Source organism: Staphylococcus sp. GDY8P131P, assembly GCF_017891975.1.
Lineage (GTDB): Bacteria > Bacillota > Bacilli > Staphylococcales > Staphylococcaceae > Staphylococcus > Staphylococcus nepalensis.
In genome coordinates this window covers 33260-50307 of record NZ_JAESKF010000010.1, presented here as the reverse complement: position 1 = coordinate 50307, position 17048 = coordinate 33260, and the positions used below count along the sequence as shown (strand labels likewise).

At 33.3% G+C, this 17048-nt stretch carries 15 protein-coding genes; 2 read left to right on the top strand and 13 right to left on the bottom strand.

Features of this window, described 5'->3' with window-relative positions:
- Nucleotides 1-171 precede the first annotated feature (171 nt).
- From KA894_RS09685 to sufC, 12 genes are all read right to left on the bottom strand, one after another.
- Entirely contained in the window at nt 172-555 is a 384-nt protein-coding gene (locus KA894_RS09685; RefSeq protein ID WP_115342334.1) for a YutD family protein, read from the bottom strand.
- 164 nt (nt 556-719) lie between these two features.
- A complete protein-coding gene (gene lipA, locus KA894_RS09680) occupies nt 720-1649 on the bottom strand; it encodes a lipoyl synthase (protein WP_096810540.1) in 930 nt (309 codons plus the stop codon).
- An 81-nt stretch (nt 1650-1730) separates the two neighbouring features.
- A complete protein-coding gene (locus tag KA894_RS09675) occupies nt 1731-3050 on the bottom strand; it encodes a bifunctional metallophosphatase/5'-nucleotidase (protein WP_096811231.1) in 1320 nt (439 codons plus the stop codon).
- A 20-nt stretch (nt 3051-3070) separates the two neighbouring features.
- Nucleotides 3071-3895, bottom strand: a complete 825-nt coding sequence (locus tag KA894_RS09670; protein ID WP_096810541.1) for a sulfite exporter TauE/SafE family protein — start codon at nt 3893-3895, stop codon at nt 3071-3073.
- A 12-nt stretch (nt 3896-3907) separates the two neighbouring features.
- Complete coding sequence (locus KA894_RS09665; RefSeq protein ID WP_103373724.1) at nt 3908-4756, bottom strand: DUF72 domain-containing protein; 849 nt, start codon at nt 4754-4756, stop codon at nt 3908-3910.
- 193 nt (nt 4757-4949) lie between these two features.
- Nucleotides 4950-6017, bottom strand: coding sequence for an NAD(P)H-dependent flavin oxidoreductase (locus tag KA894_RS09660; RefSeq protein ID WP_119488028.1), 1068 nt, complete (start codon nt 6015-6017; stop codon nt 4950-4952).
- A gap of 70 nt (nt 6018-6087) precedes the next feature.
- A complete protein-coding gene (locus KA894_RS09655) occupies nt 6088-7110 on the bottom strand; it encodes a hemolysin family protein (RefSeq protein ID WP_096810543.1) in 1023 nt (340 codons plus the stop codon).
- A gap of 231 nt (nt 7111-7341) precedes the next feature.
- Nucleotides 7342-8739, bottom strand: a complete 1398-nt coding sequence (gene sufB / locus KA894_RS09650) for a Fe-S cluster assembly protein SufB (protein ID WP_096810600.1) — start codon at nt 8737-8739, stop codon at nt 7342-7344.
- Nucleotides 8740-8877: 138 nt separating this feature from the next.
- Entirely contained in the window at nt 8878-9327 is a 450-nt protein-coding gene (sufU, locus tag KA894_RS09645; protein ID WP_096810601.1) for a Fe-S cluster assembly sulfur transfer protein SufU, read from the bottom strand.
- Complete coding sequence (locus KA894_RS09640) at nt 9317-10555, bottom strand: cysteine desulfurase (RefSeq protein WP_242692894.1); 1239 nt, start codon at nt 10553-10555, stop codon at nt 9317-9319. The genes sufU and KA894_RS09640 overlap by 11 nt, the downstream gene beginning before the upstream one ends.
- A 173-nt stretch (nt 10556-10728) precedes the next feature.
- Nucleotides 10729-12036 (bottom strand): Fe-S cluster assembly protein SufD, encoded by a 1308-nt coding sequence (gene sufD / locus KA894_RS09635; RefSeq protein ID WP_115342335.1) that lies wholly within the window; start codon nt 12034-12036, stop codon nt 10729-10731.
- A gap of 98 nt (nt 12037-12134) precedes the next feature.
- Complete coding sequence (gene sufC / locus KA894_RS09630) at nt 12135-12896, bottom strand: Fe-S cluster assembly ATPase SufC (RefSeq protein WP_096810604.1); 762 nt, start codon at nt 12894-12896, stop codon at nt 12135-12137.
- Between the two features lie 366 nt (nt 12897-13262).
- Between sufC and popT the strand changes: the two genes are divergently transcribed.
- Both popT and KA894_RS09620 read left to right on the top strand, forming a co-directional pair.
- Nucleotides 13263-14114 carry a polyprenyl-phosphate transporter PopT gene (gene popT / locus KA894_RS09625; RefSeq protein WP_107644244.1) on the top strand — a complete coding sequence of 284 codons (852 nt, stop codon included), beginning with the start codon at nt 13263-13265 and terminating at the stop codon, nt 14112-14114.
- Between the two features lie 372 nt (nt 14115-14486).
- Nucleotides 14487-15515: a hemolysin family protein gene (locus tag KA894_RS09620; RefSeq protein WP_096810606.1), complete on the top strand. Its 1029-nt coding sequence runs from the start codon at nt 14487-14489 to the stop codon at nt 15513-15515.
- Nucleotides 15516-16219: 704 nt separating this feature from the next.
- On the opposite strand, the gene KA894_RS09615 is transcribed toward KA894_RS09620, so the two are convergent.
- Nucleotides 16220-17035, bottom strand: a complete 816-nt coding sequence (locus KA894_RS09615; protein WP_096810607.1) for a MetQ/NlpA family ABC transporter substrate-binding protein — start codon at nt 17033-17035, stop codon at nt 16220-16222.
- Between the last annotated feature and the right edge of the window lie 13 nt (nt 17036-17048).

The following is a 17048-nucleotide window of genomic DNA, read 5'->3' as shown; positions in this document are numbered from 1 at the left end:
GGTTGTAGTCTTTTTGTGTTTTTGGTTTATCGTCCGTATTTTAAAATTCAATCATACACAGCTTTATGGGTCTAGTATACTATGATCTATTTATTTTTATAGTTACTGAATTAATCTATGATGCTAACTTAGCTATGTTGAGATTGTCATATACTTGAATATAACATCCTATTATTTTTCTGTATCTTGAATCGTCGGCTGGATTTTTACATCTTGTAATTTATTTTTTTCAAATGTTAATTTAACGTCATCATCATCTTCAATTTGAGATGGCACTTCATCCTCTGGAATTTTTTTCAAAATAAAATATGGACAACCAAAATTGCAATATTCTAATAAATAATCTTGAATCGTTGAGAATCGTTTACTCAATTCTGCCTTTTTATTTGAATCTTTATAGAAGCCTTTTAATCTTAATTGGTCATATCCAAAATCTCCGACGATATAATCATATTTATCTAAAATATCTGCGTACCGTTGCGCAAATAATTCTTCATCAAAACATTCTCGGTATTCTTCTATAATTTCAAAATAGAAACTATTCACTTTTATCATTATATTCACCCTAATTGTTATTTTTAATAAAACCATACTAAACTTACATACGAGAAGTCAGTAAAATAACTTTTCTATTGCTAATAAAGACTTAGTCCATCATTTAATTAACGGGCATCGCTAATTTCCAAAATGAACTAAGTCTTTGTATTTAATATCTATATTTAAATATTAGAATCTACACCAAGTTTTTCTTCACCTAAACGATGTCTTTCTTTTGCAGCTTCGTTAACTTGTTCATCTGCATGATAAGAACTTCTCACAAGTGGTCCTGCTTGGCAATGTTTGAATCCTTTATCCATGGCTACTTTTCTTAATTTACCAAATTCTAAAGGTGTATAATATTTTTCAACTTTTAAATGTTTACGTGAAGGTTGCAAATATTGACCAATGGTTAAGATATCAACATCATTTGCACGTAAATCATCCATTGTTTCATAAATTTCTTCGTGAGTTTCACCTAAGCCCACCATTAAACTAGATTTTGTTGGTATATCAGGTTGTAATGCTTTAGAACGTCTTAAAAATTCTAAAGTACGGTCATAAGTCGCTCTAGCACGAACTCTAGGTGTTAAACGACGAACTGTTTCAATATTATGGTTTAAAATATCTGGCTTTGAAGCCATTAAGGTTTCTAATGCTTCGTAATCGCCACCCATATCAGACGGTAATATTTCTATCGACGTATAAGGGTTACGCTCGCGCACTTTACGAACTGTTTCAGCATAAACATTGGAACCGGCATCTCTTAAATCATCTCGCGCAACTGCTGTAATTACAACATGCTTTAAATTCATTAATTCAACAGATTCTGCCACGCGTTCTGGCTCATCTAAATCTAACTCATTTGGTAATCCTGTTTTAACGGCACAAAAACGACATGCACGTGTACAAACTGCGCCTAAAATCATAAATGTAGCAGTTCGACGTTCACCCCAACATTCGTGTATATTAGGACATTTTGCTTCTTCACACACTGTATTTAAATTCTTTTCTCTCATCATTTTCTTGAGACCAGTGTAGTTTTCGTTAGTATTCAGTTTTATTTTTAACCAATCGGGTTTACGTAAAATTTCTTCATTTTTAGTAGCCATAACCGCACAATTCCTCCTGATTTGAAATCTGTAATCATTATAACGAAAATCGGATTAAATTAAAACGTAAAATGTAATATTTTAATAACCAAGTAATTTTTCTTTGTAAATATCTCTTAAAAACTCTGGCATTAAATAATCGATAGATTGTTCTTTTAAAGTCGGAAAATAACGACCGAATGTATACATATCCACTGTGCCAAGCACATAAGTTTTGTCGTCTTCAATTTCTTCACCGTTAATAAAGTATCTTGATTCAGATTCAATCAGCCCTAAATTATATAGAACGTAACCACCAAATATATCTCCTCTGAAGCCTAGGCCTTGCGCGTGTTCATGAAGGTACTCTTGCTTTTGACTTTTAATAATAACATTTTTTAATTCTAAACCATTTAATCGAATACGTACTGCATTGATAGGGTGAGGTAACATTTGATGAATATCAAATTCCGTGACTTGGTTGGCTGAAATACCTTTTACAATTAAACCCGCATTGATGATTGTGCAGTCTGCATTTGTAAATTCAAATACACTTTCAGCTAACATATAAGACGTTTGGGTTATGACATCTGTTCTTCTTGGTAAGTTAATCGGATGATCAATGACCGCGTCGCTTAATAAAGCTTTACCTTCTGCTTCGAAGTGTGTCACTACTTCTGGTAATGTTTCTACTGGATAAATCACTGCATGTTTATCTACAACTGTATCGTGTTCAATTTCTAATGTTACTTCACCTATAAAACGGCCATATTTACCTGCAGCTGCCATTAAAACACCATTATTGATTTCACCTTTTTCAAAATAATGATGCGTATGACTACCTAATATTAAATCAATTTCTGGAATTTCTTGGCATAATTTCTCATCAAAGAACACACCTACGTGACTCATAATGATTAATAAGTCATAAGCATCTTCATTAGCGCTAATTTCATCTTTAATTGCTTCTAATGGATCAGTAACGACCCAGTCTAGTGCTCTATAGAATGGTGTGAATGGTGCTGTTGCTGCAACAAATAATATACGCACACCGTTTATTTCTTTAATTATAGATGAGGTGATATTACGCGGTAATTGGCCTTGCTCATCAAAAACATTCGCACACGTCACATCAAATTTTGCATTGTCATAAAGTGTATTTAAAGCTTCATGCGAAATAGTCATACCTTCATTATTCCCAATTGTCGCTATATCACAATGTGCTTTATTTAAAAGTTCAACATTCTTTATGCCCATCGTAGCTTCTGTAACAGGGGCTGATAAATCAACATGGTCTCCAATATCTAAATAGAGCGAGGGATGATCTAATTTGGGTCTCTCTTGAGCTAAATATTCGGAAATACGTTCGTACTCATGCAAATGACTGTGAATATCATTTGTATGGTAAATAGTTAATTTCACCATGGGTCCCTCCTCTTAGTTTATAAAAATGATTTTATGATTAAATATAGTCCCATTATTAGCATAACTGTTCTTAGTAACATAACGACAGTATTTGATTTTATAGATTGATTCACTTTCACGCCTATTTTAGCGCCGATATAACTAGAGATAATTAAGACAATCGAATAAACCCAAGCTACGTGTCCTTGTGCAATGTGCCCAACAGAGCTCATCACACTTGAAAAGAAAATCATCATCATACTTGTACCGACCGCCACATGGGGAGGAAATCTGAAAACGATAAGCATTAATGGCGTCATTAACGCCCCCCCTCCGATACCAAATAAACCAGTCAGTATACCGATAAATAGTGTTGCTATAAATGCTAAAACTGGCGGTACGCTATAATGATATGTTCGACCATAACCGTCAACATATGTACGTTCATATTTAGGTTTATTAAACATCTTCATTGGTTCTATATTATTTCTAATCATGAGTAAAACAGCTACAAATATCAAGAAGACACCAAAGTATAAATTAAAGGAATCTAATGTTAAAAAACGGCTTAGTATAGAACCAATTAATGAGCCTGGTAATAAGCCGAATAAAAAGATTGAGCCATTTTTAACGTCTACTTGTTTTGTTTTCAAATAGCCTAATGTTGATGATAATCCTGTAATAATCAAAATCAATGAAGATGTACCAATTGCAATTTGAGGTGTGATACCTTGTAATAGATCATTTTCTACACCTAAATAAACTAATGTAGGGACGATAATGATGCCCCCGCCAATACCAACAAGAGATCCTAGGATGGCTGATAAACCACCAATTAAAATCAATATGATTATTGTTAACATGTTTTATCGCTCCTAAAATAATTTTAATTGTTGTGGTGCTAAGCCTTCATAATCAATACCTAATAACTTTTGGTATGTTTTTGCATTTTGAGCAGCATGACCACCAGAATTATTATTAAACACTACGTAAATATTTTTAGCTTTTTGTTCTAATAGTTTAACTTTTTGCGCTAAATCTGTAAGTTCTTGCTTGTTGTAATCATATAGATATCTTACATCTCTCCACGCTTCATCTGTCATATCTTTTTTAGTCCAACCATATATATTCCGACCGTGATAACGAACGAATGCTGTTTCATTCGTAATGCGATTAATTAGTGGTATGGAACCTTGACCAGCTTGTGGTTCATCGCATACTGCATGAATAATGTCATGGTCTGTTAAAAAACCTAAAGTTTCTTCTTTATATGTTTGATTAAACCAAGATTGATGCCTAAATTCCACACATACTGGAAAATCTTTCAACTGTTCTCGTACATAACGAATATATGTGATGTTTTGTGCAGTACAATCAAACCAAGGCGGAAATTGTACTAATACCATTGCTAATTTATGTTCTGATTTTAACGGTTCCAACATCGCTTTAAACTGATTAAACAGTGTCTGTCTCGTTTCAGCAAAATCATGATAATCTGCATGTAATGTTAACGCTTGATGAATTTTAACAATGAATTCAAATCTTTCTGGTGTTTCTCTTATCCATTTTCTAATATTTCTTTCAGGTTGTATAGCATAATAAGACGCATCTAATTCCACGATAGGAAAATGGCTCGCATATGTAATCAATTTATCTGATTTACGTTGCAAATCTTCATATAAAGTATCATGGTCACCCCAACCCGTTAATCCAATATTTATCATAGTATCACCAGTTACATGATACCATAGATCTTTTAAGAGATTCACTAGATTAAATTTATTCCTCCAATGTTTCAATCAATTTCTAGCAAGCGTAATAAAATCTCAAAAAACATGATTATTTCAATATAAAAATAAAAACAGTTGCTATACTTTTTAGAAATAGCAACTGTGCATTCAATCATATTTAAACTAATTATTTATTGAGAATACTACGTGTTTCTTTAACAATATTGTCAATCAGCACAGACGCTGATACAAATTGTGACAACCTAGGACTTTGGCCGCTCCACAAATGTGTCCATTGTGCATTACCCTTTTGAGCTGCAGCTTTACGAATACCATTCGTCAATTGATTTTGAATAGGATAATCTGGGATGTCATCGTCATAATAATCCATTTTATGTATGAACTCATTATCTATACCTCTAGCCGGTTTGCCTGTAAAAACATTAGTAATCACGGTATCTGTTTCTTTACTATGTTGTATCGCATTTTTATATAATGTAGATGCGCCACTTTCCTCTGAAGTTAAAAAGGCCGTACCCATTTGTACAGCTTCAGCGCCTAAGACCATACTTGCAACTATGCCACGCCCATCCATAATTCCACCTGCAGCTATCACTGGAATACTTACATTATCGACAACCTGAGGTATAAGTGACATTGTGCCAATTAACGGCGTATGATCACCAGAAGTCACAGTGAATGACCCTCTATGGCCACCCGCTTCACTACCTTGTGCGATAACGGCATCCATACCAGCACTTTCATTAGCAATCGCTTCTTCAACAGACGTCGCAGTACCTACAAGCGTGATTTGACGCGCTTTCAACTTTTCAATGACGCTCTGCTTAGGTATGCCAAAAGTAAATGAAACCACTGGAATCCCTTTTTCAATTACAACATTAATCGCTTCATTAAATTGCTGCTCTTCACTAATATCAATGACTGGTTCTTCAAGGTTTAGTGCTCTTCTATAAGGTTTTAACCAAGCGTTCATACGTTCTACATTTTCTGGCACATATAATTGCTCACTGGGTACAAATAAATTGACAGCAAAGGGTAAATCCGTTAATTCTTGAACGTATGTTATTTCTGAATCTAATCTATTTGCAGTAAAATAACCTGCGCCAATCGTACCGAGGCCACCGCTATTGCTCACAGTTGCTACTAATTCTGGTGTCGTGCTCCCTGCCATCCCTGCTTGGATGATTGGCAACTTAATACCTAATACTTCTGTAACCTTTGAAGAAAAGTGCATATCAAACACCCCTTTATTTAAAATCAACATCTCAAATAGCACTTTAAGTTTATTAATTATTTCCTGTAATTTATGGTTTGTTATTGTACGCTTGCATCTGTGCTTCTAATTTTTCTTTTTCTTGTTCATCCATCTCATCTTCGATCTCCATACCGAGCATTTCTTCAATTAAATCTTCATGAGAGACGATAGCATCGGTGCCTCCAAATTCATCTAGTACAATGGCTAAATGTTTACGAGAAACAGTCATTTTCCTTAACACCCACTCTGCCCTATTATGTTCATTTACAAATAAAGGTTCAGAAGCGTATTGTAGAATATTATTAGACTGTGCTTTGCTCCATGCTAACAAATATTTCGAGTGAAAAATACCTATAATATGATCTATATCACCATCATAAACAGGATAACGTGTATATGGGTTAGTCAACACAGTATCATAAGCTTCTTCATACGAAATATCGGATGAAAATGCAGTCACATTGATACGCGGTGTTGTATCGATATTTGTTATTTTTAATTGTTCAAAATCCATGACACCTTGAATTCGGTTACGTTCCATTTCGTTAAAAGCACCTTCACTTCCCGCAATTGTAACCATCTGCCTTATTTCTTCTTTAGATAATCGTTGTTGATCTTCTTGCCCTTTTGAAAGCAGACTATTGATCATATCAGTTAACCAGTTTAATAATTTAGTAATTGGTTTAAATATTATGACAAAAAATGAGATTGGGGTATAAACCAGTCTAGACATACGATCTGGGTAAGTTGCAGCGATAGACTTAGGTATCACTTCTGAAATGATGATAATGGCAACAGTCGTAATTGCTGTAGCAACTCCGACATTCACACCTATATTCACGGCTAAAACAGTAACTAAAGTTGGCAGAATAATATTCGCAATGTTATTTCCTATTAATATAGTAGTGATAAATTCACTAGGTTTTGTAAGTAACTTTGATAATTTTGCAGATTTTTTATCTCCATTCTCTGCTTCAGTTTGTATTTTCATTCTATTCGCCGCAGTTAAAGCGGTTTCACTTCCCGAAAAGAAAAATGAAGCAAATAAAAGTATGATTATGGCTATAATCATATAAGCATAACTCCCTTTATATATTATGTAAAAATTTAAACGATATTTATTATTTCCCTTATTTTTTATGAAATAAACGCTATTTTAAAATTTTGAAAACGTTTTATATACTTATCAATATAAAAAAACACGAAGTGATGTACATTTGATTATACCGAAAAATACGGCACCAAAATGGCATCACTCGTGTTTTTAAATTTGATTATAGATTGCATTAGCAACTATTTAAAATTAGCCGATAGAACCTTCCATTTCGAATTTAATTAGACGGTTCATTTCTACTGCGTATTCCATTGGAAGCTCTTTTGTAAATGGTTCGATGAAGCCCATTACAATCATTTCAGTTGCTTCTTCTTCAGAAATACCGCGACTCATTAAATAGAATAATTGTTCTTCAGAAACTTTAGATACTTTAGCTTCGTGTTCTAATGAAATATTGTCATTAAATACTTCGTTATAAGGAATTGTATCTGAAGTAGATTCATTATCTAAGATTAAAGTATCGCATTCGATATTAGAACGCGCGCCTTTAGCTTTACGGCCAAAGTGAACAATACCACGATAAATAACTTTACCGCCATCTTTAGAAATTGATTTAGATACAATCGTTGATGATGTGTTAGGTGCTTTATGCATCATCTTCGCCCCAGCATCTTGTACTTGTCCTTTACCAGCAAATGCGATAGATAGTGTACTACCTTTAGCGCCTTCACCAATAAGCACACAGTTTGGATATTTCATTGTTAGTTTAGAGCCTAGGTTACCATCAACCCATTCCATATTACCGTTTTCATGAACTAATGTACGTTTTGTAACTAAGTTATATACGTTATTAGCCCAGTTTTGAATTGTAGTGTAACGGACATGCGCATCCTTGTGTACGATAATTTCAACTACAGCTGAGTGTAAAGAACTTGTTGTATATACTGGTGCTGTACAACCTTCAACATAGTTAACTGAAGCACCTTCATCAGCAATGATTAATGTACGTTCAAATTGCCCCATATTTTCAGAGTTGATACGGAAATAAGCTTGTAAAGGCGTATCTAATTTGATATTTTTTGGTATATAAATGAATGAACCACCAGACCAAACAGCTGAATTTAATGCTGCGAATTTGTTATCTGCAGCAGGTACAACTGTTGAGAAATACTGTCTAAATAGCTCTTCATTTTCTTTTAATGCACTGTCAGTATCTTTAAAGACGATACCTTTATCTTCAAGTTCTTTTTCCATGTTGTGATAAACAACTTCTGATTCATATTGAGCTGAAACACCAGCAAGGTATTTTTGTTCAGCTTCAGGGATACCTAATTTATCAAATGTACGTTTGATTTCTTCAGGAACTTCATCCCATGAACGCTCTGTTTGCTCAGAAGGCTTAACATAATAAGTGATATCATCAAAATTCAATTCAGATAAATCTCCACCCCATTGTGGCATTGGCATTTTATAGAATTGTTTTAATGCTTTCAATCTATAGTTAAGCATCCATTCTGGCTCTTCTTTCATATTTGAAATCTCACGGACGATATTTTCTGTTAAACCGCGTTCTGATCTAAAAATGGAAACATCTTCGTCATGGAAACCATATTGATAATTTCCCACATCAGGTGCTTTTTTAGCCATTTAAATCACTCCTTTTATATATTAAAACGACTCACGTTCAAGGCAAACTCGTTTATACTTTAATCATGTTCAATCATAATCTTGTTGTTATATCTAGTGTGAATGGAAATTTACACAATGTCAACGTATCAAGATCGATTAATCTTCTGTGTTGCCTTCTTTTTCAACTGTGCCTTTTTCTAAAGCTTTCCATGCCAAAGTAGCACACTTAATTCTAGCTGGGAATTGAGAAACGCCTTGCAACGCCTCAATATCTCCCATTTCTTCGCTAATTTCATAATCTTCGCCGAGCATCATTTTAGTGAATTCTTGACTCATTTGCATTGCTTCAGCCAAGGAATGCCCTTTAACAGCTTCTGTCATCATTGAAGCACTAGACATTGAAATTGAACAACCTTCACCATCAAATTTCGCATCTTTAATGAAGCCATCTTCTATATCAAACGTAAGATGGATACGATCCCCACAAGTCGGATTGTTCATATCAACTGTCATAGCACCACTATCTAAATTTCCTTTGTTTCTCGGATTTTTATAATGATCCATAATTACTGAACGATACAACTGATTTAAATTATTAAAATTCATATGAGAAAAACTCCTTCGTTTGCTTCAAGGACTCAACTAACTGATCAATATCTTCTTTAGTATTATAAATGTAGAAACTAGCACGTGCAGTTGATGATTGATTTAACCATCTCATCAGTGGTTGCGCACAATGATGGCCTGCTCTAACTGCTACACCTTCAGTATCTACTGCAGTTGCAACATCATGCGCATGAACATCAGTCATGTTGAAAGTAATAACACCTGCGCGTCTATCTTTAGGCGGGCCGTATATTTCAACACCCTCAATTTCAGACATTTTATCGTAAGCATACGCCGTCAATTCATGTTCATGTGCTTGTATCGCATCAAAGCCTAAATTTTGAATATAGCGAATCGCTTCTGCTAAGCCTATTGCTTGAGCAATTAACGGTGTACCTGCCTCAAACTTAGTTGGCAAATCTGCCCATGAAGCATCATATTTTTCAACGAAATCTATCATATCTCCGCCAAATTCTACTGGTTCCATCTCATTCAGCAGTGCGCGTTTGCCATACAATACGCCAATGCCGGTAGGCCCTAACATTTTATGGCCACTAAAACTATAAAAATCAACATCTAGCGATTGCATATCTAAATCTATGTGTGGCGCACCTTGCGCACCATCCACGCTAATGATTGCTCCGTGTTCATGCGCTATTTCAGCGATTGCCTTAATATCGTTAATTGTACCAAGCACATTTGACACATGCGTAATTGCTACTATTTTAGTATTATCATTGATTGTCGCTTTTACATCTTCAATTGCTAGTTCACCATCTTCAGTCAATGGAATGAATTTCAAAGATGCCTGCTTACGTTTAGCTAATTGTTGCCATGGAACAATATTAGCATGGTGTTCCATTTCAGTGACTACAATTTCATCACCTTCATTAATATTTGCATCTCCATAGCTACGTGCGATCATATTAATTGAGGCGGTTGTACCGCGTGTGAAAATGATTTCTTCAAAATATTTAGCATTGATGAAACGTCTCACTGTTTCACGTGCATTTTCATAACCATCTGTTGCTAGTGATCCAAGCGTATGCACACCACGGTGGACATTAGAGTTGTAACGTTTATAGTAATCATCTATAACGTCAATCACTTGAATTGGTGTTTGACTGGTTGCAGTTGTATCTAAATAAGCAAGGCGATTATTATTAACTTCTTGGTTAAGGATAGGGAAGTCTTTTATAATTTCGTTAACATTTAGTGATTCGGTCAAATTATTCACAGACCTTTCTTATTTAAAAATCAATAATGAAACCATAGCAAATACTAAGAAAATAACAGTACGTCTCAAATTAAGTCAGTACATGTAACACGTCATTTGTATTAATGACCGACCATGTTCTCTTAATGTGCGTTTGCTGTGGTTTCGATCCTATTTAACATTCATTATTTATTAACTTTTAATTCAATTACTTCACGCAATTTACGTTGAACATCTTCAATTGGTAATTCTCTTACAACAGGGTCTAAGAAACCATGGATAACTAAACGTTCGGCTTCTTGACGTGAAATACCACGACTCATTAGGTAGTATAGTTGCTCTGGATCCACACGGCCTACTGAGGCAGCATGACCTGCTTCCACATCATCTTCATCGATTAGTAGAATTGGGTTAGCATCTCCGCGGGCTTTTTCAGATAACATAAGCACACGTGATTCTTGGTTAGCCATTGATTTAGTACCACCATGTTTGATGTAACCAATACCGTTAAATACCGTTTGTGCACCTTCCAACATGACACCATGTTTTAAGATATAACCATTTGTTTCTTTGCCGTACTGAACAATTTTAGAAGTTAAGTTAATTTTTTGTGAGCCAGTACCAATAACTACTGATTTTAATTCACTTTCAGAACGGTCACCAATTAAATTAGTTGTATTATCAATAACTTGGCTACCTTCATTCATTAAACCTAACGCCCAATTAATTGTTGCATCTGCTTCAGTAACGCCACGACGGATGATATGGCCAGTAAAGCCTTTATCTAAATAATCCACTGAACCATATGTGATTTTTGAATTAGCGCCAGCAGTAACTTCTGAAACAATATTAAGTTGGTTACCTTCTCCACTAGCAATTGATAAATAGTTTTCTACATAAGTCACTTCAGCACTTTCTTCTGCAGCAATGATAACATGGTTAAATAAACTTGTATTTTCATCATCGTGTAATACTACGTATTGTATTGGATGTTCAACTACTACATTTTTAGGTACATATACAAATACGCCACCATTTAAGAGTGCAGTGTGTAATGCAGTTAATCTATGTTCATCAACTGTCACAGTTTCATTCATAAAATATGCTTTTACTAAATCTGGATGATTTACTAAAGCTTCTGATAGCCCTTCGACAATAACACCGTCATTTTGAGCTGAATCCGAAACTTTTGTAAAAGCTAATGTATTATTATGTTGAATAATTAAATTCTCAGTGTTTTCAACATCAATAATCTCTCTAACTTCATGTGGTAATTCCTCTAATGATTCATAAATATTACCTGTTGTTTCATGTTTTTTAAACGAATCGAAATCCCATCTAGTAATTTTTGTTTTATCTGGTTTTGGCATTTCTAAAGTTTCAGTTAATTTCAACGCTTCTTTACGTAATTCAGTTAGCCAAGAAGGTTCGTTATGGGCTTGTGAATATTCAACAAGTTGCGCTTCAGAAATGTTTAAAGTTTCAGTCGTCATACTTTTTTCCTCCCATTTGATGATTGTATGATTTAATTCATTGGTATAAATCAAAACCTAACTATTCATCTATATTAATGTTTTATATGAATTTAGACTTATTCTGCCGCGTTAAACTCTTCTTTAACCCATTCATAACCTTCTTCTTCAAGACGTTTTGCTAATTCAGGGCCACCTGAAGTCACAATTTTACCGCCATACATAACGTGTACGTGATCTGGTGTAATGTAATTTAATAGACGTTGATAGTGAGTAATAATTAATGAACCAAATGTTTCTCCACGCATTTGGTTAATACCTTTTGATACAACTTTTAATGCATCAATATCAAGCCCAGAGTCAATTTCGTCTAAGATAGCAAATTTTGGTTCTAACATCATTAACTGAAGAATTTCATTACGTTTTTTCTCCCCGCCTGAGAAACCTTCATTTAAATAACGTTGCGCCATATCTTGATCAATATCTAAAAAGTCCATTTCTTTATCTAACTTTTTAATAAATTGCATTAAGTTAATTTCTTCGCCTTCTTCACGTTTTGCATTAATAGCAGAACGCATAAAGTCAGCATTCGTTACACCAGTAATTTCTGATGGATATTGCATAGCTAGGAAAAGGCCTGCTTTTGCACGATCGTCAACGTCTAATTCTAAAACGTTAACACCATCTAAAAGTACTTCGCCTTGTGTTACTTCAAAACTTGGATGTCCCATAATTGCAGATGAAAGCGTTGATTTACCTGTACCGTTAGGTCCCATTACTGCATGTATTTCTCCTGTGTTAATTGTTAAATTAACACCTTTAAGAATCTCTTTATCTTCAATAGACACATGTAGGTCTTTAATTTCTAATGTTGATGGCATACATATTCCCTCCGTATTATATGATATGTTTTTCCTATCTAGTTTATAATAATTTTAATCTACAGTCAAAAGACTGATCCCTTGTTACATCATCTAATTATAACGTAATTGTCTTGGAATATAAACCTTTTCAAGTGCTAAATTAAAATTGTTATCAAAACACAATTATTTTTGATAACGCTATTATATATCGATTAACTGATAATATAAGATATGATGTTCTCAACTCAATTTTACGTCAACAATGATATTTTTCTCAAAGTGTATTCTATAATCATTAATTCGTCTTTACTTTTGTTTTTAATATAGTTCTACGTAAAATTATGCTATTATTTTTATTATATTTTAGATAGAAAGGGTTTTGATATGTCACAGTTTAAATGGTCAAATCTTTGGAAAGGATTTGCGATGGGTACTACTGATTTAGTGCCTGGTGTTAGTGGCGGTACAATCGCTTTATTGCTAGGTATCTATGATGATTTTATACAATCTGTTAGTGGGATATTTTCAAAAAGAATTTGGAAAAGTTTACAATTTCTGATTCCAATCGGCCTTGGTATGGTAATCGCCATAGGTTTATTGAGTAAAGTAATTAACTATCTCTTAAGTGAACACACAGTACCGACGATGTTCTTTTTTGTAGGATTAATCGCAGGTATTATCCCCTATTTACTTAAAACCGCAAGAGTCAAAGAAACATTTAATATATCCCATTACTTAATTATGTTACTAGGCATTGTCATTATTGTAGTTATTACCTTATTAAATAATGGAGATAAACACGCAGGAGAAACGCTTGAATTATCAACTGGTCTTATTATTAAATATTTTATTGCAGGTGTTTGTGCTTCTAGTGCTATGTTACTCCCTGGGATTTCAGGTTCCTTTATGCTATTAGTGTTTGGCGTTTATGGTACCGTGATGTTTTCAATTTCAGAATTTATGTCTTTAAACTTCAACGCTATACCTATTCTATTAACAGTAGGCTTGGGTATTATTTTTGGTTTCTTATTTTCAAGTAAACTGATTCAATATCTCTTAAATTATTATACTTACTTAACTTATGCGCTTATTATTGGCTTTGTAGTCGGATCGCTTTATGCTGTTTTCCCTGGTTTGCCAAGCGGTGCCGTTACATGGGGTGTTTCTATTATTTTGGTTGTGTTAGGCTACCTCATAAGCTATAGGTTGGGACGTATTACAAGCGACGATTTTTAATCAACCTACGTTATTGATTGATTAAATTCTTTTGTAATAATCATGACAATTTGATTATTTCTATTTATATAAATACTTATAAAAAAGGATGGTTAAATTCAAAATGTTCAATACAAACATTTCTGAAAACGAGCTATCCTTTTTTGTATATTAAGTAATGACCGTTCATTTAAGTGTTATTATAGATTGTTTTAAGCGCGTGTAATAATTTAATCCCCCATTTTTAAATGTAACTATTTTATTAAATGGACAAAACATTATTAATCTTAAATTTCACACCTTTTTAGTGGCAATACCTTTACACTTTATATATAATTTTACTTCAACCCTTTTTTGGGTTAAATTCAAAATAACGGAGGAATTAATTAATTTTTGGGAACCTTTTTTAGTTTACTTACTTTTATTATTTTACTAGCACTAACAGCTTTCTTTGTGGCTACAGAATTTGCCATTGTTAAAGTGCGCACATCCCGGATTCATTCTTTAGCAAACAACAATAACAAAAATGCCATAGCTGCACAAAAAGTTGTTACACATTTAGATGAATACCTAGCAGCTTGTCAATTAGGGATTACAATTACGGCCTTAGGTATCGGGATGGTCGGTGAATCAACATTTGAATTTCTGCTGCACCCACTTTTTAGTAGTATTGGACTTTCTGAAACAATGATTCATATATTAACTTTAATAAGCGCTTTTGTGATAGCTACGTATTTACATGTGGTTATAGGAGAAATGGCTCCAAAAACGATAGCGCTACAAAAAGCAGAAAACATTACACTTATGATAGCCAAACCAATTATTATGTTTTATAAATTATTTTATCCTTTTATCTATATTCTTAACGGGTCAGCTAGGTTCGTATTAAAACTATTTGGCATGCAGCCTTCAAAAGAAAGCGAGTTATATCATTCAGAAGAAGAATTGAAAATGCTAATTAAAGAAAGTCATGAAGGTGGCGAAATTTCAGAAAATGAATTAACACATATTAATCGTGCTTTTGCATTTGATGAAATGCTTATCAAAGATGGTTATATCCCATGGGAAAAAATGGCTGTAATCAATGTTGAAAGTGACGTCAATGAAATTAAATCATATGTTCAATCAGCTTCCTATTCCAGATTCCCAGTTTATGAAAATACAAAAAATAATATTATCGGATATATTCATGCTAAAGATTTGTTAACTAACAATTTAGGCTCACTTTTAGAAATAACAAGCCATATTTTAAAATTTAACCACAATAGCAAATATCATGATGTATTAGAACAAATGAAAGCTAATCAAATCCACATAGCACTCATTTTAGATGATAAGCAACGTACTATAGGGATGATTACGATGGAAAACATTCTTGAAAATATTGTTGGTGATATTAAAGATGAATACGATAAAATTTAAATGTTTAAAGAACGTGCCCATTTTTTAATATCTAAAGTTTAAAGTAAAACCAACAAAAATAAAGCCCGGATTGGTAATGACTTGTCTCTATAATCACTTAAGTGATTTAAATTCAAATCCATACCCTATCCGAGCTTTTTTACATTCATATAAATACATCGATCGCGTAATGATGTATGAATGAATTTATATTGACATATCTCATACTGTTGTGAGATATGAGGATTTCAAAGTTCTCCCTATTGCTGTTTGGATGAATTTAATCACAATAAATAAGTGCAATTAATACTTTGTTGTATTTACACTTTAAAGCAACTCATTCAAACATGTAATTAATTTTACGTCATATAGTTGGACGTTTCAAATAAATACTTTCATTTTATATAGTGCATAACTATAAATCTCAAGACTATTTACATTATAGAAAAGAGTTTGTTTTAGCATTCTACCCAAGTTTCAATCTATCTCTTGTTTGTCTCCTATCATTTTGATTGCCGGAGACATTAACTTCTTAAAATATACTATTTTATAACTACCTACTTCAAATCAATATCAATTGATATCTAAACACATACATACTGCCTTACAATAATCAAAAATAGAGCCGTAGCTTTATATATAAATTGAAAATAAATACATCTTTTTTCGCAAACAAAGACCCCCCTTTAGCCATTACAGCTAAAGAGGGAATAAAACGCTTGATATTATTTTGCTGGTACAACAGCACCATCATATTTTTCATTAATGTAATCTTTGATTTCTTTAGATTGTAGTGCTTCCATTAAAGCTTTGATTTTTTTATCATCTTTATGACCTTCCTTAACACCAATCAAATTAGCGTAAGGATTATCTTTTGCTTTTTCTAACACAATTGAATCATCTTTAGGACTTAATTTTTGATCAATTGCAAAGTTTGAATTAATAATGACTGCATCAGCGTCTTCATTTTGATAAATTTTAGGTAAGTACTCTGCTGATTGTTTATTATTAAATTTGATATCTTTTTTATTTTCTACAATATCGTCAAATTTAGCATCTTCTGTTTTAACACCATCTTTAATTTTAATTAATCCGGCATCAGAGAAGAATTTTAAGAAACGGCCCTCTTCAGCTGGATTATTTGAAACGTACACAGTGGCACCTTTTGGCAAATCTTTTAAATCCTTATATTTCTTAGAATAAACAGCCATTGGCTCTAAATGAACGTTACCAGCAGATTCAATTTTATATCCTTTATCTTTCTTTTCAGTGTCCAAATAAGGTGTGTGCTGGAAGAAGTTAGCATCTAACTCACCTTTATCCAATAATTTATTTGGCGTCGTATAATCGTTAATTGTTTTGATTTTTAAGTCATAACCTTTATCTTCTAAGATGGGTTTAGCTTGTTCTAAAAGTTCAGCATGTGGTGCAGGAGAAGCACCAACCGTTATTGTTTTATCATCGCCTCCGCCTCCATTACCACAAGCTGCTAATACTAATGTGAGTGCTAATACTAATGCTAAACTAAATAATTTCTTCATATAAATGCCCCCT